General features: G+C 57.2%; 22 protein-coding genes. 14 read left to right on the top strand and 8 right to left on the bottom strand.

Annotation, left to right across the window (positions count from 1 at the left end):
* Window positions 1-34: 34 nt before the first annotated feature.
* The 9 genes from BW950_RS04860 to BW950_RS04820 all read left to right on the top strand — a co-directional run bounded on the left by BW950_RS04860 (window position 35) and on the right by BW950_RS04820 (window position 5,929).
* On the top strand, window positions 35-1,225 hold the full coding sequence (locus BW950_RS04860; protein WP_076488173.1) for a DUF3095 domain-containing protein: 1,191 nt from the start codon (window positions 35-37) through the stop codon (window positions 1,223-1,225).
* 315 nt (window positions 1,226-1,540) lie between these two features.
* Complete coding sequence (locus BW950_RS04855) at window positions 1,541-2,113, top strand: Na+/H+ antiporter subunit E (RefSeq protein ID WP_076488172.1); 573 nt, start codon at window positions 1,541-1,543, stop codon at window positions 2,111-2,113.
* Window positions 2,113-2,370, top strand: a complete 258-nt coding sequence (locus BW950_RS04850) for an MrpF/PhaF family protein (RefSeq protein WP_076488171.1) — start codon at window positions 2,113-2,115, stop codon at window positions 2,368-2,370. Before BW950_RS04855 ends, BW950_RS04850 begins: the two co-directional genes overlap by 1 nt.
* 11 nt (window positions 2,371-2,381) lie before the next feature.
* Entirely contained in the window at window positions 2,382-2,714 is a 333-nt protein-coding gene (locus BW950_RS04845) for a cation:proton antiporter (RefSeq protein ID WP_083943736.1), read from the top strand.
* Entirely contained in the window at window positions 2,707-3,258 is a 552-nt protein-coding gene (locus tag BW950_RS04840) for a Na(+)/H(+) antiporter subunit B (protein ID WP_076488170.1), read from the top strand. The genes BW950_RS04845 and BW950_RS04840 overlap by 8 nt, the downstream gene beginning before the upstream one ends.
* Window positions 3,255-3,530, top strand: a complete 276-nt coding sequence (locus tag BW950_RS04835) for a Na(+)/H(+) antiporter subunit B (protein ID WP_076488169.1) — start codon at window positions 3,255-3,257, stop codon at window positions 3,528-3,530. The genes BW950_RS04840 and BW950_RS04835 overlap by 4 nt, the downstream gene beginning before the upstream one ends.
* Entirely contained in the window at window positions 3,523-3,942 is a 420-nt protein-coding gene (locus BW950_RS04830) for an MnhB domain-containing protein (RefSeq protein WP_094336451.1), read from the top strand. Before BW950_RS04835 ends, BW950_RS04830 begins: the two co-directional genes overlap by 8 nt.
* The gene (locus BW950_RS04825) at window positions 3,930-4,283 is read left to right on the top strand and encodes a sodium:proton antiporter (RefSeq protein ID WP_076488168.1); all 354 of its coding nucleotides are present in this window, start codon (window positions 3,930-3,932) and stop codon (window positions 4,281-4,283) included. The genes BW950_RS04830 and BW950_RS04825 overlap by 13 nt, the downstream gene beginning before the upstream one ends.
* A gap of 44 nt (window positions 4,284-4,327) precedes the next feature.
* Window positions 4,328-5,929 carry a complex I subunit 5 family protein gene (locus BW950_RS04820; RefSeq protein ID WP_076488281.1) on the top strand — a complete coding sequence of 534 codons (1,602 nt, stop codon included), beginning with the start codon at window positions 4,328-4,330 and terminating at the stop codon, window positions 5,927-5,929.
* A 13-nt stretch (window positions 5,930-5,942) separates the two neighbouring features.
* On the opposite strand, the gene BW950_RS04815 is transcribed toward BW950_RS04820, so the two are convergent.
* A complete protein-coding gene (locus tag BW950_RS04815; protein ID WP_076488167.1) occupies window positions 5,943-7,130 on the bottom strand; it encodes an alanyl-tRNA editing protein in 1,188 nt (395 codons plus the stop codon).
* Between the two features lie 164 nt (window positions 7,131-7,294).
* Between BW950_RS04815 and metH the strand changes: the two genes are divergently transcribed.
* Both metH and BW950_RS04805 read left to right on the top strand, forming a co-directional pair.
* A complete protein-coding gene (metH, locus tag BW950_RS04810) occupies window positions 7,295-11,002 on the top strand; it encodes a methionine synthase (protein ID WP_076488166.1) in 3,708 nt (1,235 codons plus the stop codon).
* Window positions 10,999-11,988 (top strand): DUF1853 family protein, encoded by a 990-nt coding sequence (locus BW950_RS04805; RefSeq protein ID WP_076488165.1) that lies wholly within the window; start codon window positions 10,999-11,001, stop codon window positions 11,986-11,988. Before metH ends, BW950_RS04805 begins: the two co-directional genes overlap by 4 nt.
* On the opposite strand, the gene BW950_RS04800 is transcribed toward BW950_RS04805, so the two are convergent.
* Window positions 11,966-13,033 (bottom strand): zinc dependent phospholipase C family protein, encoded by a 1,068-nt coding sequence (locus BW950_RS04800; protein ID WP_076488164.1) that lies wholly within the window; start codon window positions 13,031-13,033, stop codon window positions 11,966-11,968. The two genes, BW950_RS04805 and BW950_RS04800, sit on opposite strands and share 23 nt — an antisense overlap.
* 184 nt (window positions 13,034-13,217) lie before the next feature.
* On the opposite strand from BW950_RS04800, the gene BW950_RS04795 reads away from it, so the two are divergent.
* The 3 genes from BW950_RS04795 to BW950_RS04785 are packed head-to-tail and all read left to right on the top strand — an operon-like array spanning window position 13,218 to window position 15,381.
* Window positions 13,218-14,162: a carbohydrate kinase family protein gene (locus tag BW950_RS04795; RefSeq protein ID WP_076488163.1), complete on the top strand. Its 945-nt coding sequence runs from the start codon at window positions 13,218-13,220 to the stop codon at window positions 14,160-14,162.
* Between the two features lie 9 nt (window positions 14,163-14,171).
* On the top strand, window positions 14,172-14,804 hold the full coding sequence (locus BW950_RS04790; RefSeq protein ID WP_076488162.1) for an imidazoleglycerol-phosphate dehydratase: 633 nt from the start codon (window positions 14,172-14,174) through the stop codon (window positions 14,802-14,804).
* A 4-nt stretch (window positions 14,805-14,808) separates the two neighbouring features.
* Window positions 14,809-15,381, top strand: a complete 573-nt coding sequence (locus BW950_RS04785) for a hypothetical protein (RefSeq protein WP_076488161.1) — start codon at window positions 14,809-14,811, stop codon at window positions 15,379-15,381.
* A gap of 81 nt (window positions 15,382-15,462) precedes the next feature.
* On the opposite strand, the gene BW950_RS04780 is transcribed toward BW950_RS04785, so the two are convergent.
* The 6 genes from BW950_RS04780 to BW950_RS15070 form a co-directional block, all read right to left on the bottom strand.
* Window positions 15,463-16,458, bottom strand: coding sequence for an ABC transporter ATP-binding protein (locus tag BW950_RS04780; protein WP_076488160.1), 996 nt, complete (start codon window positions 16,456-16,458; stop codon window positions 15,463-15,465).
* A 1-nt stretch (window position 16,459) separates the two neighbouring features.
* Window positions 16,460-17,470, bottom strand: a complete 1,011-nt coding sequence (locus BW950_RS04775) for an ABC transporter ATP-binding protein (RefSeq protein WP_076488159.1) — start codon at window positions 17,468-17,470, stop codon at window positions 16,460-16,462.
* A 9-nt stretch (window positions 17,471-17,479) separates the two neighbouring features.
* Window positions 17,480-18,493 (bottom strand): ABC transporter permease, encoded by a 1,014-nt coding sequence (locus tag BW950_RS04770; protein WP_083943731.1) that lies wholly within the window; start codon window positions 18,491-18,493, stop codon window positions 17,480-17,482.
* A gap of 13 nt (window positions 18,494-18,506) precedes the next feature.
* Window positions 18,507-19,433, bottom strand: coding sequence for a nickel ABC transporter permease (gene nikB / locus BW950_RS04765; protein WP_076488158.1), 927 nt, complete (start codon window positions 19,431-19,433; stop codon window positions 18,507-18,509).
* Between the two features lie 238 nt (window positions 19,434-19,671).
* On the bottom strand, window positions 19,672-21,234 hold the full coding sequence (locus BW950_RS04760) for an ABC transporter substrate-binding protein (protein WP_076488157.1): 1,563 nt from the start codon (window positions 21,232-21,234) through the stop codon (window positions 19,672-19,674).
* Window positions 21,235-21,348: 114 nt separating this feature from the next.
* A partial coding sequence (locus tag BW950_RS15070) for a methyl-accepting chemotaxis protein (protein WP_159438720.1) occupies window positions 21,349-21,747 on the bottom strand: 399 nt, incomplete at its 5' end.

The following is a 21,747-nucleotide window of genomic DNA, read 5'->3' as shown; positions in this document are numbered from 1 at the left end:
GGCATGCGAATCCAGCCGGGGTTATAGTATAGCTATGACTACAAGCTTTACGAGCTATGAGAACATGCCCGTTATCGAGGATTTCTCTGAGATCTTCAGGAGTTCCCGTTTCTTTGATCTTCCCGAAGACTGGTACGTGGTCATGACCGATGTCCGCAATTCGACGCAGGCTATCGAGTCGGGGTTGTATAAAGAGGTAAATACGGCCGGGAGTATCGCTGTCATGGCGATTAGCAACATCAGGGATGACATGAACTTCCCCTTCCTCTTTGGCGGGGATGGAATGACCTATCTGATCCCGCCGGATCTTCTGAACCCGGTAAAAGACGTTCTGGCTGATACCCGAGGGCTGGTCAAGGATGTGTTTTCGCTCGATTTGCGGATTGGCTTGGTTCCTGTGGGGGATGTCTATCACCGGGGGTGCGAACTTAAGGTGGCCAAGGTATGTATCAGCAATTCCTACCACCAGGCGCTAATCACCGGAAACGGTGTCGATATGGCCGAGGGGCTGCTGAAAGACTCCTCTCCTGATAACCCCTGGCTTGTTCCCGATGATTGGCCGCGAACGGGGCAGGCTGACTATGCCGGTTTCACCTGCCGGTGGAGCGATGTTCCCAGTTCCAGAGGAGAGACGATCTCCCTGATTGTGAAGGCTCGAGCAGCTGAATCCACCCGGGAGGTTGCCATTTTGCAGGACGTATTCCGGGGGGTGCAGAAAATTCTGGGGGATGAAACGAGGTACCACCCTTTGAGCAGGGAGAGTCTGAAGATATCCCGGAAGGAGATGTACCGCGAACAACGGGTTATGTCGCGCCAACGGGGGGGGCTGCGGTATCACCTCCAGGGGATGATCCTGGCAATGATGATCCCGATGATGAAACTGATTATGAGTTGGCAGATCCCCCTGCGGGTTCAAGGGATGGAAATCAGAAGGCTCAGGGAAAACTTCATGGTTAACGCTGATTTTCAGAAGTTTGACGGGTCGCTCAAGATGGTTGTCTCGGCGACTCCCCAAGAAGCGGTTCTTCTGGAAGATTTTTTTCGGCAACGTCGGGAAGAGGGGCTAGTGTTCTATGGTATGCATCGCTCTGACCGCGCCTTGATGACCTGTTTGATGCACATGAAGTCGGGATCGGAAGTTCATTTTATCGATGCTGCCGATGGAGGATATGCCATGGCGGCCAAATCCTTAAAGGCCCAGATCTCGCAGGAAAGGAGAGGGTAGTCTGCATGATGTGGTGCCGGCAGGTCCCTTTGTCACGGCCCCTCGCGTGTGTTGCGGGCGAGAAAAACCTTCTGGGGAATCGGATCTTCACGTAGACAGGGCGGGGCGATTTTATCATACTTTACCGGTGGTTTGCGTGCCACGGCAACGGGTGCCTCGACCACGCGTGCCACGGCCACGGGTGCCTGGTGCCAGCCATCATCGCAGCGGGTGAGCAACCAGACCGGGAGGGTTCTTGCATATGGACAACGCAGAAAAAACCGGACATCTTGATCAGTCCAAAGCCCCGGGGAGAATCGCGGAGAACATGAGTAGATGATTGATCCTCGCAGAAACCGCTTCATCAAGGATACCCTGCGAGGGGGGGGCGATTATCTGGGCTCCCTGGCGATGCTGCTCCTGGTCTGGACTGTCTGGAACGAATCGCTCTCGCTGTATACCCTCCTGGAGGGAACAATCCTGGGAATCATGGCTCTCTGTGTCACCAACCGCTTTCTCTTGAAGGAGCGGTATCAGGGGGTATATCGTCTTGGACCGGGGAAAGCTTTTCGCTATGTTGTGGTTCTTCTGGGAGAGATTGTGCGATCCGGCATTCACGCCATATACGTAACGCTGACAAATCGTATTAACGTGGGGATTGTAGACGTGCCAACCGATCTCCGGGATACTCTGGCAGGTGTTCTGGTGGCGAATGCCATCACCCTGACCCCTGGAACTGTTACTGTGGATTACGACACAAAGCGGTTCAAAGTCGTCTGGATCGATTGTCCCACCACAGACCCCGAAGAAGCGGGAGAAATGATAAAAGGACGGTTTGAGCGGGTCTTTCTGGGAAGATCCTCCGGGGGGAATGCGGTGATGGAGCCCAAGAGAGAGGACGAGAGCTGATGTTTCGGATGACAGCCCTGATTCTGATTGGAATATCGACCTTCGGAAGTCTCCTGCGAGTTATCCTGGGGCCCACCGTGTGGGACCGCCTGTTGGGCATTGGTCTGGGAGCCAGCAAGGTAACCCTGGCGGTGGTTCTTCTGGCTGTTTCTATCCCTGAGTCGTATTTGCTGGACCTGGCCCTGCTCTTTGCGGTTCTGGGGTTTCTGGTTACAGTGCTTCTGGCGCGGTTTATTGAGCGCCAGGGTGTTGTCTAAGGAGAGCTTCGGTGAGCGTGCTGGATCTGGTTCCTCTCCTGGGCAAGACAATCATGGTTCTCGGGCTTCTGATCACCCTCTTCGGGGTTTACGCCGTGCTTCGGCTGGATGGATTTTACGCGCGTGTTGTGGTGACCTCCAAGGTGGAGGCCCTTGGATTCATGACGGTTATCGCCGGGGCAATTCTTCTGTCCGGTTTTTCTCCGGTCTCGCTGAAGCTCCTGCTGATCCTGCTTTTCGAGCTTCTTACCGTTTCTGCCGGTGCCCACGCAATCGTCCGTTCCGCCTGGATCAGCGGGTACCGTGCCCGCACCGTTACGACAAGGGAAGCGCCCCGTGATTGAGACAGGAACGATTCTTCTCATGGGGGTCTTTGCGGCTTTGGCCATCCACAGTACGCTCCTGCGGCGGGCCGTCATCTATCTGGCGGTCTTCTCGCTTCTGGGAGCGTTCCTCTACGTGCTCTACGCTGCGCCGGAGCTGGCCATTGCCGAGGCGGTGATCGGGAGTGGTCTGGTGACGCTCCTCTATCTGGCTGCCCTGAAACGAAACAAGGTCTATACCATCGCGGTCCTGGCCGAGGGGCACCGGTATCGCATGACCGATGCCTATGTAAACTATCTGGAACGAAGCCGTGCTCTCCGGGAGATACGGCACTTTTTCGAACTTCGCGAGATGGAGCCCCAGGTGGTTTTCTCGGAGGCGACCCTGGACGAGGCTCTTCGGGGTTCCTCCTTCGATCTGGTTATCGTGGAGGAGCAGGACGAGATCGTTCTCTATGGCTCTCGCGATACTTTCGCCCTGGAAGAACTGGAGTTGATGTTCCGGATTCACGGTACCGAGGCGGGGGTCCGGGTGGTGCGCTACGATCCCGAGGAGGAACAGTGAGGTATCTCTTGTCAGCGCTCCTGGTTGTGACCGTCTTTTTCGGCGTTACTGCTGTGGGGAATCTCCATCAGGAACAGATGGAGCCTACGATCTTTCTGTACATCACCGAGTCCTTCGAAGGAGACACGGCAGCGCACAATGCGATCGCCGCGATTCTTCTCAACTACCGCATGTACGATACGATGTTCGAGGCCCTGATTCTGCTGACGGCGATCATCGGAATGAAACAATTTTTGCCCACGTCCCGGGAGCTGCGCGATGCCGATGAGTAACTCCGATCTGGCCGAGCAATCCCTGATTCTGCAGGTGGTGATCGGTTTTCTGTATCCTTTTATTCTTCTTCTGGGATTTTATGTAATTCTCAACGGCCATTATACGCCTGGGGGAGGGTTTCAGGGGGGGAGTGTTCTGGCAACGCTCTTGGTCGCCCGGTACGTGGTCTCTCCCCGAGATGATATAAACAGTGAGGATCTTCACCGGTACCAGCGAGTCTTTCTCGCCCTTATTCTGATCGCCCCCGTGGTGGTGCTTTTCCCGGGATTACTCCACAGCTATCCCCGGTTTCGCCCTCTCTATCTGACAGTGATGGATCTGCTCATAGGTATTCAGGTTGGTTTTGGTGTGGGGGTGGCGGTATTGCGTTTCGCTTTCTTTGAGGGTACGGGGAAAACATGGCGTTTATAGAAGCTCTAACCGTTTCTGATCTGGCGGTGGCGCTCTTCTTTCTGGGGCTCTACGGAGCCATGACCCAGCGTAATATCATCAAGACGATTATGTCCGTGGGGATTATGGATGTCGCGGCGATTACCTTTTTCATGATGGCAAACTACCAGGAAGGTGCGCGGCCTCCCGTTTCGGGAACTCCTCCCGGGCAGATGGCCGATCCTCTTCCCCAGGCGCTGATGATTACGGCTATCGTTATCGGTGTTTCGGTTGTCGCCATGTGTCTGGCCATGTATATGAGAGTGGCCTACCGGTATGGCACGGCGGACTGGAAGATTCTGATCAGGCGGTTGGAGAAGTAGTCATGGAACTCCTGGGTCTGATCGTGTCGAGGGTGTCTTTCGGAATGACTCTGCATGCAATTGTTCTTCTCCCGGTCCTTGTGGGGGCTGTGGCGTTTGCGCTTCCCCGCGTCTGGTATCAGAATGTGCTTCTCGCGGCCAATGGGGTTCTTACTCTGGCAGCGCTGGCTTTGTTCCGGCAGGTTCGCTGGGAGGGGGCAGTGGTCCAGAGTCTGGCTTCCTGGCCCGTTCCTGTGGCGATTACCCTGCGGGCGGATCAGTTGTCGGCTCCCTGGGTATTGCTGACGGCAGTCTTTTTTACCGGGGTCTTCCTCTTCAGCACCCGCGGGACCTATCGGGACAAGACCTTTCTCTTCCTCTTCATGGTTCTTGAGGCGGCTATTCTGGGGATTTTCCTCAGCGGGGATCTTTTTAACATTTACGTCCTCATGGAATTGGGGATGCTCGCTATCGCGATTCTCATCATGTACAAACAGGAAAAGCAGGCTGTCTACGATGCCATGCTCTATCTGATGATGAACTTTATCGCCATGGCTTTCATGCTTCTGGGAATCGGCTATCTCTATCGCCTGACAGGGGTTCTGGACCTGGAAGAGATCCATCGACGGCTGGTTCTTCTTGATGATCCCCGGGCGGGGCTTGTGCCGTATGCGCTTATCATGACTGCCGTGGCCCTCAAATCGGCGCTTCTTCCGCTTTTTGGATGGCTTCCCCGTGCCCATGGTGCTGCCAGCGCTCCGGCGATCGTCTCAGCGGTCCTTTCAGGGGTTCAGGTAAAGGTGGGGGTGTACCTGCTGGTGCGTCTGGGGCAGGTCTTCCTCCCCCTGGTGGATGCCCACTTCTTTTTCATGGTCCTGGGGTTTCTCACTTCCACGGCAGGTTTTCTTTTGGCGATCGCCCAGAAGGATATCAAGCTTATCCTGGCGTATCATACGGTGAGTCAGGTGGGGCTGATCGTGATGGGGCTCAATATGGGATCCCAGGTCGCCTTCTGGGGCGGGATGTATCACATGATCAACCATGCGCTCTTCAAGGGAGTGCTCTTTCTCACGGCAGGGATTATCATCGAAGAATACGGAACGCGTTCCTACGGGGAGATCCGGGGGGTTCTTCGGCGGATGCCCGCTGTGGGGATTGCCACCGTGGCGGGGGTCCTGGGGATCACGGGGGCTCCCTTTTTCAATGGAAGCATTTCCAAGTATTTTATTCATCAGGGTCTCCAGGGTAGTCCCGCCGAGTTGGGGCTGTATTTGATCAACTTTGGGACGATCCTCTCCTTTGTGAAGTACTCGACCATTCTGCTTGGCGATCCTCCAGCAACCACTCCTTCACCCCGGGATCCCTATGTAGCAACGGTATCGCTCCTCTTCGGCGGAGCGTGTCTGGCGGGGGGACTCTTCGGCAGCGCTGCGGTGGAGCTCTTCTTCGGGCCAGCCCTCGCCACTGGTGGTGCGCTGGCCCCGGAAAAGATTGCGATCTTCGCAGCTACCCTGGTACTGGCGCTGGTAACCTACCGCTATCTGGTGTGCCGGATTGGAAGTCTTCTTCAGGCGGTGAGGGTTTTCAAGTTCAGTTTCAATCAGGTCACGGTTTTCATGACCATCTTTTTCGGGGCTCTGCTGGGCTATGCCTATCTTGTTGCCTGAAAACCGGTAGCGTTCAGGGCCACAGATCAAGGAAGGCTGTGGTCATTTTTCGGACCCTCTCGGGAGATGCGTCGGGAAGAGCGCCGCGCCAGAGAGGCGGTTTGCCACCGCCCTTTGCCTGGAGTGGAGTCAGGACATTCTTGCGGAGTTCTTCCTGTGGAAAAGGGTGCGTTTCTCCCACCACGATCGCCCAGAGAGCTTCATTTCTGCGACGGTTTACCAGAATGATCCGGCGTTGCGGGTCATCGCAGGCCGCCTCGGCCAGAGCTTTCAGGAGGTCCTCGGGCTCATCCTCAAGAAGCAGTTCCCGAGGTCTCTCGGGGGAGCCTGTTTCTTTCAGAATGTGCTGAGCTAGAGCCTCGGTCCGGAGGCGAAGATCGCGATGCAGGTCTTGAAGCTCTTCCTGGGCGGCCTTGATGCGGTGGGGAACCTCCCCGGGGCGGCATGAGAAGAGATCGGCGCTTCGGGAGATCCCGCGATGGCTTTCCCGGTAGTCACGGAGTGCCCGGTTGCCGATCTTGAAGGCCAGGCGCAGGCGGTTGCGGATCGTCTCGCTACCCACGGTCTGTACCAGGTTCAGAAGTCCCGTCCGGGGAAGGTGTACGCCGCCGCAAGCAACACGATCAATACCCTCAATCTCCACCAGACGGATTATCCCGGTGCGGTTCGTGGGGCGCCTCAGGGGATAGGCGTGGAGCTCCTGGTGATCCACGGTAAAGGTCTTCACTGGTGCGTTCAAGCGAATCTGGTAATTCACCTCATCTTCCACGGCTTCCAGGGTTTCCCGGGAGAGGGTTTGGAGGTCGATCTCTATGGTGGTTGTCTCTGTTCCCTGATGGACGCTTACCGTATTTGCTCCGGCGATACGGAAAAGCGCTCCCGAGAGAAGGTGTTGTCCTGTATGCTGTTGCATATAGTCAAAGCGGAACTCCCAGTTCAGTTTCCCCGTCATGATAGTTTCCGTTAATACTCCGCCAGGAAGAGGAGATTCCAGGATATGAATGATACGCCCGTCGGAATCTTTCTGGGTGTCTATCACGGAATAGTTCTCAAGGGTCCCCTGGTCGCCGGGTTGTCCTCCTCCCTGGGGGTAGAAAAGCGTTCTGTCCAGAATGAGTTCTTTTCGGTCCCGGGAGATTTCAATGAGCCGGGCCTGGAAGGTGCTCGCCAGGGGGTCCTGATAGAAGAGTGGTTCTGTCATGGCAATACTGTATCAGAAATGGTCTTGCCGAAAAACCTGAATCTTCCGGCAGAATCTGATCCTGCCGGCACCTGGTCCTGGCGGCAGTAGAAAGAGATAGCTCCTTTTGTCATACTTGATTGTGAAATACGTGAATAATCTGCCAGCGAAGGGGTGATCAGGACATGGGAAACGATCGATTTCAGGGTTTGCGAGAGGTCATGCAGGAGCGCATCCTTTTTCTGGACGGAGCCATGGGGACCAGTATTCAGAAGCTTGGTCTGAACGAGGAGGACTACCGGGGGGAGCTTTTCCGGGATCTTCCCGGTCAGCTCAAGGGGAATAACGATCTGCTCTCGCTGGTACTTCCCGGAGAGGTGGAGGCAATTCACGAGAGTTTTCTTGCCGCTGGCGCCGATATTATCGAGACGAACACGTTTAATGCCACCAGCGTTTCCCAGAGTGACTATGGTCTCGAGGACCCGGTCTTTGTGCGGAATCTGAACTGCCAGGGCGCTCGGATAGCTCGGACTGCGGCCGACCGGTACACCGAACGAACGCCCGATCGCCCCCGTCTTGTAGCAGGTGTTTTGGGTCCTACCAGCAAGACCCTCTCTCTCTCTCCCGATGTGAACGATCCCGGGTATCGGGCGATCACCTTTCAGGATCTGGCTCAGGATTACGCGAACGCCCTGGAGGGTCTCCTCGAGGGTGGGGCAGATCTTATCCTGGTGGAGACAATTTTTGATACCCTCAACGCCAAGGCGGCTCTTCACGCAATAACATCCTGCAATCGCGGACGGACTCAGCCTGTACCGGTGATGATCTCGGGGACTATCACCGATCAGAGTGGCCGCACCCTCTCGGGTCAAACCGTAGAGGCCTTCTATTACTCTCTCCGGCACGGGAATCCTCTCTCGGTGGGGCTTAACTGCGCCCTGGGTGCGGATCAGCTGCGTCAGCACGCACAGGCCCTGGCTCGTGTAGCGGAACATCCCCTGAGTATCCATCCCAACGCGGGGCTGCCCAACGAGTTTGGCGAGTACGACCACACCCCCGGAGCAATGGCTTCGGTGATCGAAGAGATGGCCCGGGAGGGGCTTCTGAATATTGTGGGAGGCTGTTGCGGAACCACACCGGAACATATCAGGCAGATCGTGGAGGTCTGTCGGGATATCCCGCCTCGGAAGCCCCGAAAAAACCCCCGTACGATGCGCCTGGCCGGGTTGGAACCCCTGGAGGTAACGGAAGCGACGGGCTTTGTGAACGTGGGGGAGCGGACCAACATCACGGGATCCCGGAAGTTTGCTCGTCTGATCCGGGAAGGGCTCTACGAGGAGGCTCTTGCCGTAGCTCGGGAGCAGGTGGAGCGGGGAGCTCAGATCATCGATATCAATATGGACGAGGCCATGATCGATGGAGAGCGTGAAATGGTGCGCTTTCTCAATCTGATCGCATCGGAGCCCGATATCTCCCGAGTTCCCGTCATGATTGATTCCAGCAAGTTCTCTGTGATCAAGGCTGGGTTAGCCTGTGTCCAGGGGAAGGCCGTGGTGAACTCAATCTCCCTGAAAGAGGGAGAGAAGATCTTCATTGACCAGGCCCGGACGATCCTTGACTACGGGGCGGCCACGGTGGTGATGGCCTTTGACGAGGAGGGGCAGGCGGATACGCTTGATCGGAAGCGGGATATTTGCCGCAGAAGCTACCGAATCCTGGTCGAGCAGGTCGGGTTTCCTCCGGAGGATATCATTTTTGACCCCAATATTTTTGCCATTGGTACGGGCATCGAGGAACACCGAAACTACGCTCTTGATTTTTTTGAGGCAACCCGCTGGATCCGTGGAAATCTGCCTCTGGCAAAAGTGTCGGGGGGAGTGAGCAATGTAAGTTTTTCTTTCCGGGGCATGGATGCCGTTCGGGAGGCAATTCACGCTGTCTTTTTGTACCACGCTCTCCAGGCGGGAATGACCATGGGGATTGTCAACGCCGGGCAACTGGCAGTATACGACGAGATTCCCCGGAATCTGTGTGCCGCTGTGGAAGACCTTGTGCTGAATCGGACCAGTAATGCCACGGAGGTGCTTCTGGAGCTGGCCGAGAGTTACGCCGGACGGAAGACAGCTCAAACCGAAGATTTGGAGTGGCGAGATGCTCCTTTGGACGATCGTCTGGCTCACGCCCTGGTGAAGGGCATCACCCGCTGGATCGAGGAGGATGTGGAGGAGGCCCGACAAAGGGCGCCGCGAGCGCTGTCGGTTATCGAGGAATCTCTCATGGCGGGCATGAATATTGTGGGTGAACGCTTTGGTGAAGGGAAGATGTTTCTTCCCCAGGTAGTGAAGAGCGCTCGTGTTATGAAACAGGCCGTGGCCTACCTTGCTCCTTTCATCGAAGAGGAAAAGGCTTCGGGGGAGGGTTCTTCGGCCCGGGGAAAAATTATCCTGGCCACGGTCAAGGGTGATGTTCATGATATCGGGAAAAACATTGTCAGTGTCGTTCTGGCAAGCAATAACTACGAGATCATTGATTTGGGGGTGATGGTTCCTGCCGAGGATATCCTCCGGGCGGCCCGGGAGGAGGCGGCTGATATAGTGGGGGTTTCCGGGCTGATCACCCCCAGCCTGGAGGAGATGGTTTTTCTCGCCCAGGAGATGGAACGCCAGGGAATGAAAATCCCCCTCCTCCTGGGGGGCGCCACTACCAGCAGGGTTCACACGGCCGTTAAAATTGCGCCGGCCTATCCCTCGGCGCCGGTGGTTCATGTGAAAGATGCCTCGCTGGCGGCGGGAATCGTCAAGAATCTTCTTTCGTCAGAATCGAGGGAATCCTTTGCCCGGGAAGTTGCCCGGGGGCACCAGAAGGAGCGGGAGAAGCGGGAGGAGCGAAGCCGTGCCAAAACCTTCCTCTCCCTGGAAGAGGCTCGGGAGAGACGATTTCGGCCTGATTTCTCCAGGCCTCCTCAGAAACCAGCCATGGTGGGGGTCAAACACGTTCCCGACTATCCGCTGGAGTCGCTTCGGGACTACATCGACTGGAGTTTTTTCTTTGTTGCCTGGGAGATGACAGGAAAGTTTCCCCATATCCTGGATGATCCCCGCCTGGGAGCCGAAGCGCGCAAACTCTACCAGGATGCCCAGGATATGCTCGACGACATGATCGCTTCTGGCCTCCCTCGCGCTGCCGGGGCGGTTTTTCTCTATCCTGCGGCCCGTACAGCCACGGATACCATTAACATATATCGCGATGAATCCCGCCGGGAGGTGATCGCTCGTTGGCATACCCTGCGTCAGCAGAAGAGAAAGGAGCGGGTTCCCTATTCCCTCTCGCTCTCGGATTATCTGACGGAGGAATCATCGGATATTCCCGATTACATTGGCGGCTTCTGTACCTGTGCCGGTTTGGGGCTGGAGGAGTATCTCAAGAAATTCCGCGCCGAGGGTGACGACTACCATGCAATCCTTGCACAAACCCTGGCAGACCGGCTGGCCGAGGCCTTTGCCGAGAAACTCCATCAGGAGGTGCGGAGAACATGGTGGGGATACGCCCCTGGGGAGAACCTTTCGCAGGAGGATATTCTGGCAGTGCGGTACCAGGGAATCAGACCTGCCCCGGGGTATCCTCCCTGTCCTGATCATCAGGACAAGGAGATGCTCTTTTCGCTTCTGGAGGCGGAGAAACTGGGCATCTCTCTTACCGAGAGCTACATGATGGTTCCTGCTGCAGCCACCAGCGGGTTCTACTTCTCCCATCCCGAGAGCCGCTATTTCAGCGTGGGTAAGATCCAGCGTGATCAGGTTGCCGATTGGGCTCTCCGGAAGGGAATCTCCTGCGCCGAGGCTGAAAGGCTTCTTGCACCGGTTCTTGCCTATGATCCCGAGCCCCCCCGGTGACCCTGATACCTCCCGAGGAGTTTCAACGATTCTCCTCCCCCCTGGTGAGGGACCTGGTTTGGGCGGCCCTGTGTGCGCCCGTGCTGGATCTGAGCTGGCCTCCGGGATCAGACGATCGGGAAACACGAGGGGATCGTCCCTGTCTGGTGAGCGATCCCTCCCACTGGTTGTCCAGGGAAGATCTGCTGGCAAGCTGGGAGAGAGTTTCGCCCCGATTGTCGGCCCTGGACAAGGATCCCTCACCGCTTGGAGAATGGGTTGCTCCCTTTGTGGGGAGACGGCGGGGGCTTCTTTTCGAACGACTCCTCGCCTGGTGGTTCAAGATGGACCCCCTGGTGGAACTCCTGGGATCGGATATTCCCGTCTATCGTCGGGAGACGAGGGGAGGAAGACGGTCCCCTTCCCGGCGCTCGATAGGGGAGCTTGATTTTATTCTGAACTGGGCGGGAGAGATCCTTCATCTGGAAGTAGCGGTAAAGTACTACCTCTCCCTGCCGGGGGCAGGGAACGACCTCTCGCGTTATATCGGGAGAGACCTCAAGGAGCGGCTGGACCAGAAGGTCTCCCACATGCTCAACCACCAGCGGGAGATGAGCCTGACCGCCGAGGGAGAAAAAGCCCTGACCGAGAGAAGCATTCCCAGGCCCGACCGGCGGATTGTCTCGCTTCGGGGGGTGATATTCCAGCCCCTCTCCGATTCCCGGTGTCAGGGGTTGCCCCGTTACTGGTGGGGTGACTCCCGGGAGTTTCTTCGCCGAGCACCCGAGGCCTCCCGGTGGGCGCGGGGGAGTGAGCGCCAATGGTTTGGTCCCCTGTGGGGTGCTTCCGATCAGAGTATCCCGGCAGGTCTGGTTTCGCCGGTGGCGATGATTCGGGACGAGCTGTCTCCTGGCATGGACGAAACCTGCCTTGTCATCGGCGGCGAGGAGGGGCCCTCGGGATTTCGGGAGTCATCCCGGGGTATTATTTGTCAAAGGCACTTTTGATCTGGTGATAGAGTGAGAGCAGAGGAAGGGGGTCGCAGTGGATCTTCCTGCAGGGAGGATCTCCGGAGATGCCATCATTCAGATTTTCCTCTCCCAGGGTTTGGATCATCTTCTCCGGGGGGGCTGTTTTCAGGACCAGCGAAACCCAGAGGCCAAAGACCTCCAGGGTTCGAGCCTGGGCCCGGTTGAAGAGGGATGGTACGGTGGCATTGCTGGTTCTGCTGGGATCACAGGGGTGTTTCCATGGGGCCTGGTCCCGGTTTAAGCCGTCCAGAATGAGCAGCTCCTCGGGAGGGTGAACAACCGAGAGCCAGCGGGGCGTTATGAGACCCGCCCGCTCTCGCGCACGGCCAACGGAAAAATATTCAGCTCCGGGAGACTCGGTGAAACGGTAGTAACTCAGGCTGTCGTAGAGGGCGTTGGCAATTCGTCGCTCCAGTTCCCGATCATCGCCGGCGCTCCGGAGAGAATCCTGGATCGCCCGGGCCACGGATTTTCTGAGGAAAACCAGCTGATGCCGCTGAGGAGATATCCGATCCAGAAAGCGGTACTCCTGAACACTCTGATTTCGCAGAAGGCGCAGAAGCTGGATATCGATGATCCGCTCCAGGAAGGCATGCATGGCGGGCCGGTCGGGGTGCTTGTCGGGAACACCGCGCCAGCCGGAGCGGTAATTCACAAAGGGATGAACAAACCGGTCGAGCCAGACATGGCTGATATAGCCCAGCGAGAAGGCTGCGAGCTCCCGGGCAGGCAGGGACAGGATCTCTTTGGCGGTGCTCTCCCGGGATGTTCCCGCCGTGAGGGCCAGGCTCGCCAGGACGCGGGCGTTCCCCTTGCGGTGCAGGATCGCTCCGTAGCGGAAAGCCCGGGGTTTCCGGCGGTGGTTATGCAGAAAAATATCGGGGCCCTGGGCACCCAGCACTGCCAGCGAACGCAAGTGGGGGGTGTCTGGCAGAAGTTCCCGGGGGATGCCTCGCGGGTTCTTCTCAAGAGATTCAATGCAGGATTCTGCCAAGAGGGCATGGCTGATATGGCTGGGCACGGTCTTGTCCTCTCTGTATTTTTGTTTCTATCGCAGTACAGTGCCTGTACAGATCGGGGCAACTCCTCCGGTCATTCCCGCCCGGGCCTTCGCGTGCTTTTTCAGAAAAAGTTCTGCCCCCTGTTACAGTATAGCGACTAATCAGCCGTTGCGGTACAGCCCATCCTCGCGTATCATGTCAGGCATGATTATTCACACTGGAGAAGCTTTAATCGATTTTATACCCGTTCGGGATGCCGGTGGACGAACCGCCTTTTTTCCCGCTCCTGGAGGGTCTCCTTATAACGCTTCAATCGCCGTGGCCCGCCTTGAGGCTCCGGCGGCGTTCTTCGGAAGAATTTCCCGTGACTTTTTTGGTGATCAGCTCATGCAGGGCCTTGTCGAGAACGGTGTTGCCACCGATCTGGTCGTGCGTGACGATGCCCCCTCTACGCTGGCCTTTGTAAAGAAAAACGACCGTGGTGAGGCCCGGTATGCCTTCTTTGCCCAAGGATCTGCAGACCGACTGTTGCAGCCAGAGGATCTTCCCGAGCTTCCGGAATCAACCCAGGCGATCCAGTTTGGATCGATAGCGCTGATTCCTGATCCCGTGGGGTCGACCATTCTTTCTCTGGCCGAGCACTGCCGGGGCCGGTGCGTGGTCTCCTTCGATCCAAACATCAGGGCTTCCCTGGTAGCCGATGAGGATGCCTATCGCCAGCGTATTCGCCGGGCCGTTTTGGCCAGCACCATCGTCAAGGTGAGTGACGAGGATCTCCTCTGGATGAGTGGCTCCTCCGATCTGGCCGAGAGTGCGCAGACTCTTCTGGCCCAGGGGCCTTCACTGGTGATCGTTACCGAGGGAGGTCAGGGATCCCGGGCCTATTCGCGGGACCATTCCGTGCAGGTGCCGGCGGAGAAAGCCTCCGTGGCCGATACGATTGGTGCAGGCGATTCCTTTCATGCGGCTCTTCTGGCATGGCTCTATCATTCGGATGCCCTGAATGAGCAGTCGGTGGGCGAGTTGGGCCGGGAAAAGCTTGAAGAGATGCTCCGCTTTGCCGGAGCTGTGGCGGCAAAAACCTGTAGTCGTGCCGGGGCAGATCCTCCGCGACTCTCGGAAGTTCAAACCCGCTTCCGTTCCTGGTAGGAGAAGATCATGGTACGAAATCTGGAAGTTTCGCGAACCACCAAAGAGACCGATATTTTTGCATCCCTTACGTTTCCGGAGCCGTTTCGGGAGCCGCCTCAGGAGGAGTCGGGCTCACCGAGCCAGGGGTTCCGGGACCGGGTGATTTCCGTGGATACAGGAATACCCTTTTTTGATCATATGCTCCAGGCGTTTCTCTTTCACGGCGGATTTGCGGGGGAGATCAGGGCCAAGGGCGATCTGGAGATCGACGATCATCATACCGTCGAAGATACGGGTATCGTCCTGGGAACGCTCTTCTCCCGTGTAACCGAACAGTTTGGCCCGGTGGAGCGCTTCGGCCATTCTCTGGTTCCCATGGACGATTCCCTGGGCGAGGTGGTGGTCGATGCCTGTGGGCGGAGTTATCTTGTCTACCAGGTCTCCTTTCCCCAGCCCTGGGCGGGCCGGTTTGATTTGGCCCTGGTGAGGGAGTTCTTCACCGGGTTTGCCCAGAATGCCCGGATTAATCTGCATATTCTCGGCCGCTACGGTCTGAACGGTCATCATCTTGCAGAGGCTCTTTTCAAGGCTTCCGGTCGAGCCTTGGGAGCGGCGTATCTCCCCTCGAAGGGGGTGCGCTCTACCAAGGGAGTGTTGTAGCCTCGTGACGGTCTATCGGCTTGCGCCGAGGTCCCTCCCGGCGGGGGGGCTTGCCCTGCGTCTCGGCTGGGGGTGGAGGGCGTTCTTTGTCCTCCTGACAATGATCTTCCTCGGGGTCATTCTCTACGACGGCGAGGTTCGCGGTGTTGTGGGATTTTTGGCCCTCCTATCCTTTGGTGCAGCGCTCTACCAGGAGTTCTGGAGTTTTCTTCCTTCGTCGGATGAGATCGTCGCAGGGGTAGGGGTGTTTTTTCTGTGTCGGGTCCGCCGTTACCGCCTCTCCCGGGTGGAGCGGGTTCTGGTGCGACTGCGCGCTCCCTTCGACCCCGATGCAGCAGCTGCTCCGGGGGAGTTGATCGGCTCCCGCCGTGCTGGTTCTGCACCCTTCCAGCGGGGCTATGCACAGCTTTTTCTGGAACTTGCGCCCGATCCGTCGGGACCCGATTCAGGCGACGCGGCTTCCCGGGAAACGTTGCTTCTTCAGACGGAGCCTCTCCGCAATCGGGAGAGCCTCAAGGAACTGGCCCGGACGCTTGCCCAGGCCCTGGGCGTCCCCGTAGAGCATCGCTTCGGTTAGAGAGGAAACACTCCTCCTGCTCGCAGGGCGCGTGGGGATTTCCAGGTGCGTCGCCCCAGAGTCCTCAAAGCCCCCACAGGGTTAGGTATCACTCTGATCCGGGGTTTCCGCCACGTTATGGGCCAGAAAACATGCCACGCGGTGTTCCGGTTCTGTCTCGTAGAGTTCAGGAGGCGCTTCCTTGCACCTGTCCATCACGAAGGGGCAGCGGCCGGAAAAAATGCACCCCCTGGGCGGGTTGATGGGGCTGGGAACATCTCCCTCCAGGATAATCCGCTCGCGCTTGGCCCCTACCTTGGGAATCGGTATTGCCGACAAGAGCGCCTTCGTATAGGGATGGCGGGGTTCGGTGAAGATTTTATGATACGTGGTTATCTCGACGATCTTTCCCAGATACATTACCGCCACGCGGTTGCTTATGTGGCGGACCACGCTGAGGTCGTGAGAGATAAACATATAGGTCAGGTCCAGACGGTCCTGGAGATCCTGAATAAGATTCAGGATCTGGGCCTGGATTGAGACGTCCAGGGCCGAGACAGGCTCGTCACAGACGACGAACTTTGGGTCCAGCGCCAGGGCTCGTGCCACGCCTACGCGCTGGCGTCGTCCCCCGTCAAGCTCGTGGGGGAAGGCGTTGGCCAGGCGGGGGCTGAGTCCCACCAGTGACATCAGCGCCTGAACCCGTTCAACCCGTTCAGCCCGGGAATAGAGGTTAAATATCTCAAAGGGCTCGGCGATGATGGCAGCGATGCTCATCCGGGGATCCAGAGAAGCAAAGGGATCCTGAAAGATAAGTTGTGCGTCCCTGCGGAAGCTTCGAACCTCTCGCCGTGAAAGGGTTGTTATCTCCTGTCCCTGAAAGACCACGCTCCCTCCGGTGGGTTCCACCAGGCGGAGTACAGATCGGCCTGTAGTTGATTTTCCGCAACCGCTTTCACCGACTATGCCCAGAGTCTCTCCGGGATAGATGTCAAAGGAGATATCGTTCACCGCCTTGAGGGTTCCGCGCTTTGTCTCAAAAAACTGTTTCAGGTTTCGAACCGAGAGAATCGGATCTTTCTGCGTAGCTGCATCCATACTAGTTATTCTCCTTCCTGGGGTCTGGCCCGTTGGCCCCCGGAACTAACCCTTCGTAGATCATGCATTGAACGTGATGATCCGGGGTGAGGTCGGTGCGGGCCGGAGTTCTGGTGCTGCACAGGGGGATAGCCTGGGGGCAGCGAGGGTGGAAACGGCACCCCGAGGGTAGATCGGTAGGGTCAGGCATCAGTCCCCTGATGGGGTTCAGGCGGGGAACCTCTTCATCCAGACTCGGGATCGAGTTAAAGAGTCCCTGGGTATAGGGATGTCGGGGGTTTTCGAAGAGACGAGGCGTGGTCGTGTGTTCTACCACTGAACCAGCGTACATGATTGCCACGGAATCGCAGACCTCGGCAACAACCCCCAGGTCGTGGGTGATGAGAAGCAACGACGTGCCAAACTCTTCGCGCAGGCGTTTCATCAGGTCCAGAACCTGGGCCTGAATCGTAACATCCAGGGCTGTGGTGGGTTCATCGGCGATGAGAAGTTTCGGATTGCACGAGAGCGCCATGGCGATACCTACGCGTTGCCGCATCCCTCCGGAAAACTCGTGGGGATAGTCATCGACACGCCCTTCAGGGATTCCTACCAGTTTCAGCATATCCCGGGCCTGCCGTTCGGCCTGCTTTGCCGTGAGGTTCTGGTGCAGGGTGATCGCCTCGGTGATCTGGAATCCCACGGTGAGGACCGGGTTCAGCGATGTCATGGGGTCCTGAAAGATCATGGAGACCCGGTTTCCCCGGATGCTGCGCATCTCCTCGATACGCTTTTTCAGCAGATCTTCACCGTCGAACCATATTTCCCCGGTCTCTATCCTGCCTGGGGGCGCAGGGACAAGCTGCATGATGGAAAGAGCGGTAGTCGTTTTCCCGGCTCCCGTTTCCCCCACCAGTCCCAGGCTTTCTCCTCGGTTCAGGGTGAGGTCGAGGTTTTCCACCGCTTGAACCACCCCTTCCTGGGTGGAATACGTAACGTTGAGATTTTTGATCTCCAACAAGGTGTCGCTCATAACAACCTCCTACTGCTTCAGTCGTGGATCGAGAGCATCCCGGAGACCGTCGCCGAGAAGATTCAACGCAAAGATGGTTATCACGATAGCCAGGCCAGGAAATGTTGCCACGTGGGGGCTTCTTCTGATGAGGTGGCGGCCTGACGAGAGCATGGCTCCCCATTCAGGGGTAGGGGGTTCAATGCCCAGGCCGATAAAGCTCAGACCTGCGGCCGAGAGAATTGCGATGGCTACCCCCAAAGTTCCCTGAACGATGATAGGCGCCATGGAATTTGGAAGGATATGCTTGGTAATGATCCTGAAATCGCTGGCTCCCACCGCCCGGGCCGCCTCGATGAACTCCTGTTCTTTTATGGAAATAACCGAGGCCTTCACAATTCGCGCGTAGACAGGAATATTTGAAATTCCCACGGCGATCATTACGTTTACCAGACCGCCTCCGAAGGCGGAGACGATGGCAATGGCCAGGAGTATCGAGGGGATTGCCAGTAACACATCCATGAATCGCATCACCACATTATCCACATTGCCGCCGTAGAAGCCCGAGAGCGCGCCCAGTGTTCCCCCCACAACCAGGGCGATACTAACGGCCACAAAGCCGACCTGAAGCGATACTCGCGCGCCGAAAATGATCCGCGAGAGGATATCTCGTCCCAAATCATCTGTGCCCAGGAGATGTTCACGGCTTGGAGGATCGGCGATACGGGCAAGATTCTGTTCCCGGTACCCGTAGGGAGCGATTATCTCGGCAAAAAAGGCGGTAAAAATGATTAACCCGATTACAGCGAGCCCTGCCATGGCCATGCGGTTCCGTTTCAGCCGTCGCCAGACCTCTGCCCATTGGCTTCGGTGGGCAGTGAAGGCCTTTATTGCAGGAGGGTTTTGCCCTTCCGGGGATTCTCCCGGGGAGTGGGATTGATCGTGGAGAAGGGATTCCGCTTCCAGGCTGTCCGATTCAAGCAAATCCGTTTTCAGAAGCGGTGGGTCTGTGGAGTTTCGGGATTCGGGTGTTTCAGATTTCATTCTATCGTCCTCGTTATTTGTACTGCGCCTTGATTCGGGGATCTATATAGGCGTAGAGAATGTCAACAAAGAGATTCACTACGCTGAAGGTCAGGGCCAGAAGGAGAACCCCTCCCTGCACGACAGGGTAGTCTCGCTGGCGGATGGCATCCACCATAAGGCGGCCCACGCCCGGCCAGGAAAAGATCGTCTCTGTGAGAACGGCTCCTCCCAGGAGGTATCCAAACTGGAGCCCCACCACAGTCACGATGGGGATCAGGGCATTTTTCAGAGCGTGGCGGTTGATAACAACCCGCTCGCTGAGGCCCTTGGCCCGGGCTGTGCGAATATAATCCTGACGGACCACCTCGAGCATGCTGGAGCGGGTCATTCGCGTGATCGTTGCTGCTGAGCTGGTGCCGATCGTAAGCGCCGGCATGACCAGATGAGCCGGTGTGCCGTAGCCGCTGGAGGGCAACACGCGCAGCATGATCGAAAAAAGGAGGACCATCATGATTCCCTGCCAGAAGTTGGGCATGGACACGCCGATGAGAGCAAAAATCATGGAAAAAGTATCGAAAAGAGAATACTGCCGGGTCGCCGAGACAATGCCAATCGGTATTCCGATAAGTACGGCCACAAGCACTCCCGCTGCGGCAAGCAGGAGGGTTGCGGGAAAGCGGTTGAAGAGTTCCATTGCAGCGGGCTGCCGCGTTACAAGAGAACGTCCCAAATCTCCCCGGAGGGCATTAAACAGGAACCGGCCGTACTGAATTGCAAAGGGATCATCCAGGCCCATTTGGGTTCTCAGGGCTTGTACCTCGGCTTCCGGGGCTCGTTCTCCCAACAGTAACTTTGCCGGATCTCCCGGCGTGAAAAACATGATCGTGAAGACCACAAAGGAAACTCCCAGCATCACCGGGATTAGCAATAATACGCGTCGTAGGATATATTTATACATCTTCTCCTGCCTTGGCCTGTGTATTGGAACGTCCTGGCCGTTCCCTGCATGTACCCATGTGGGGTGTCGGGGGAACAAATCACAGAAAGAACCTGACTTCGCGGGATTTCCGGGAGGGGATCAGGTTTTTTTTGTGAGGCCTTCCCTCGTCACTGGAACAGTTCAGCCCCGGCCGGGAATCGGCGGGGCCAGACCCGCTCCCCCCACATGAGGGGGGCGGGATGAAACCGGATACGACCTAGTTGTTGTATACCTGGTACAGGATATGGTGACCCGCTGCGTGGGGCTGGAAGCCCTGGACATAATCGCGGGTGGCATTCAGCTCATCGCGGAAGGCCAGAAAAGTCCAGGGAGCTTCCTCAAAGATGATCTTCTGTGCCTGGAGGTACGCTGCCTCACGAGCCTGGGGATCGGGGTTTGTTTTTCCGTCCACCAGGAGGCGGTCCACCTCTTCGTGGGCCCAGAACGTGCGGTTTCCGGCATCGCCAAACTCTTCCGAGTGGAAGAGGGAGTACAGACCATAGTCGGCATCACCCGTCACGGCAACCCAGCCCAGCATGAACATGTCATGCTCGCCCCGGGCGGTTCTGTCGAGATAAGGAGCCCACTCAACAATCTCTATGCTGGCCGCGATACCCACAGCGCGTAGTTGTTCCTGGAAAATCTCGGCGTACATTACGCGCACGGGGTTGTCGTTTGTCCAGATCGAGGTGGAAAACCCGTCGGGATACCCCGCCTCGGCCAAAAGCGCTTTGGCTCGTTCCACGTCATAACCGTAGCCGGGGAGATCGGTGTTCGCAAACTGGACGGTAGGTGCCAGAGGTCCCTTGGCGGTGGTTGCGTAGCCGCGGAACGCAACCTGTGTTGCGGCTTCCACGTCCAGGGCAAGGTTGATAGCCTGTCGGACCCGCACATCGTCGAAGGGTTCTTTGCCGACGTTGAATCCCATGTAGAAGGTCGTGAGGCCCGAGGTTTGAAAACCGATAACGTTTTCAATCGCAGCCAGGTCACGAAAATCGTTGGGTCCCACGTCATAGATCAGGTCGACCTCGCTCGTTTCCAGTGCGATGGCTCGCTGGGTGTCCTCGGTTATAATCCGGAAGATAACCCGCTCGCTGGCGGCGGGACCGCGGAAATGATCATCGAAGCGCCTGAGCGTCAGGGAGTCTCCGGAGCGCCATTCCACAAACGCAAAAGGACCGGTTCCAACAGGATTCCTGCCATAGTTATCACCGGCTTCCAGGACAGCTTTCTTGTTTATAATAGCCGTTGCAGGGTGAGCCAGATGGGTGATGAAGGGACCAAAGGGAAAGGAGAGGTGCATGACGAAGTTGTAATCGTCGATAATTTCTACCCGATCCAGGGCGTTCACCAGGAAGGCGGCGGGGGCGTTCAGCTCCCTCATGCGCTCGAAGGTGAACTTGACATCTTCCGAAGTCAGCTCTTCTCCGTTATGGAAGAGAACTCCCTGGCGCAGGGTGAAGGCAAACTCCGTGGGGCTGATCACCTCGTAGGACTCGGCAAGGCCATCGCCCGTTACGGTAAGGTCCGACGTCTGGTACATCAGGGTATCGTAGATCTGCTTCTTCACACGACTTGAGGGCTGGTCGTTTGTCCGGTGAGGGTCCAGGGAGCGGGGGTCCCCGGGCATTCCGACCACCAGAGTCTCGGCGTTGTCCCGTTTTGCCGGATGTTCTCCCTCTGTCTCGGCGCCACCGCAGGAAATGAAAAGACCACCTATGATAAGTGCGGTACCTACCGTAATTGCCAAAGCACGAAAATCTCTAAAAAAAAGCCGCATGTTTTCTCCTTTTTGCCACCTGTGAATTGAAAACTACGCATTGACGAGTAATCGCACCATGATACGGCTTTGCTTCGGGATAGGTCAAGGGAAAAAACCGGAGCCCGGAGCGCTTCAGGATGCCTTTTCGTCCCGGGGGGTCTTTTTTTTGCGCCGTGGCTGTTTTTTCTGACGGGCTTCTCTTTCCTGCTCTTCTTCCTGTTCTTTTTCCTGCGATGCCAGGGTGTCCCGCGATGCCAGTTTGAGTTCGCCCGTGGCCCGGAGGATCTCCTCGATCTGGGAATGGTTTACATCGCTCACGCTGGAGATATCGCCGATGGCGGCGCTGATCTGCTCCACGCTGGCAATGATCGTATCCATGGCGTCGCGCGAGCGCAGGGTGATCTCGCTCACGTTCCGCATGGCCGTGAGCATCTGCTCGTTCCCCGATTTCATCTCCCCCGATCCACCCTGAACCGAGCCGGTCATCTCCCTCATCTGGGTCAGAGCCTGAAGAATCTCGCCGCCTCCGGC

Source organism: Alkalispirochaeta americana (assembly GCF_900156105.1).
Taxonomy (GTDB): Bacteria; Spirochaetota; Spirochaetia; order DSM-27196; family Alkalispirochaetaceae; genus Alkalispirochaeta; species Alkalispirochaeta americana.
Note: the sequence above shows the minus strand (reverse complement) of the source record. Positions and strands in the feature narration are given on the sequence as shown.

Bases quoted from the DNA above. Each gene is read 5' to 3' on its own strand.
- BW950_RS04850 (WP_076488171.1), top strand. From the start codon at position 2,113: ATGTTTCGGATGACAGCCCTGATTCTGATTGGAATATCGACCTTCGGA.
- BW950_RS04855 (WP_076488172.1), top strand. From the start codon at position 1,541: ATGATTGATCCTCGCAGAAACCGCTTCATCAAGGATACCCTGCGAGGG.
- BW950_RS04825 (WP_076488168.1), top strand. From the start codon at position 3,930: ATGGCGTTTATAGAAGCTCTAACCGTTTCTGATCTGGCGGTGGCGCTC.
- BW950_RS04780 (WP_076488160.1), bottom strand. From the start codon at position 16,458: ATGGATGCAGCTACGCAGAAAGATCCGATTCTCTCGGTTCGAAACCTG.
- metH (WP_076488166.1), top strand. From the start codon at position 7,295: ATGGGAAACGATCGATTTCAGGGTTTGCGAGAGGTCATGCAGGAGCGC.
- BW950_RS04775 (WP_076488159.1), bottom strand. From the start codon at position 17,470: ATGAGCGACACCTTGTTGGAGATCAAAAATCTCAACGTTACGTATTCC.
- BW950_RS04795 (WP_076488163.1), top strand. From the start codon at position 13,218: ATGATTATTCACACTGGAGAAGCTTTAATCGATTTTATACCCGTTCGG.
- nikB (WP_076488158.1), bottom strand. From the start codon at position 19,433: ATGTATAAATATATCCTACGACGCGTATTATTGCTAATCCCGGTGATG.
- BW950_RS04815 (WP_076488167.1), bottom strand. From the start codon at position 7,130: ATGACAGAACCACTCTTCTATCAGGACCCCCTGGCGAGCACCTTCCAG.
- BW950_RS04830 (WP_094336451.1), top strand. From the start codon at position 3,523: ATGAGTAACTCCGATCTGGCCGAGCAATCCCTGATTCTGCAGGTGGTG.
- BW950_RS04770 (WP_083943731.1), bottom strand. From the start codon at position 18,493: ATGAAATCTGAAACACCCGAATCCCGAAACTCCACAGACCCACCGCTT.
- BW950_RS04760 (WP_076488157.1), bottom strand. From the start codon at position 21,234: ATGCGGCTTTTTTTTAGAGATTTTCGTGCTTTGGCAATTACGGTAGGT.
- BW950_RS04820 (WP_076488281.1), top strand. From the start codon at position 4,328: ATGACTCTGCATGCAATTGTTCTTCTCCCGGTCCTTGTGGGGGCTGTG.
- BW950_RS04860 (WP_076488173.1), top strand. From the start codon at position 35: ATGACTACAAGCTTTACGAGCTATGAGAACATGCCCGTTATCGAGGAT.
- BW950_RS04790 (WP_076488162.1), top strand. From the start codon at position 14,172: ATGGTACGAAATCTGGAAGTTTCGCGAACCACCAAAGAGACCGATATT.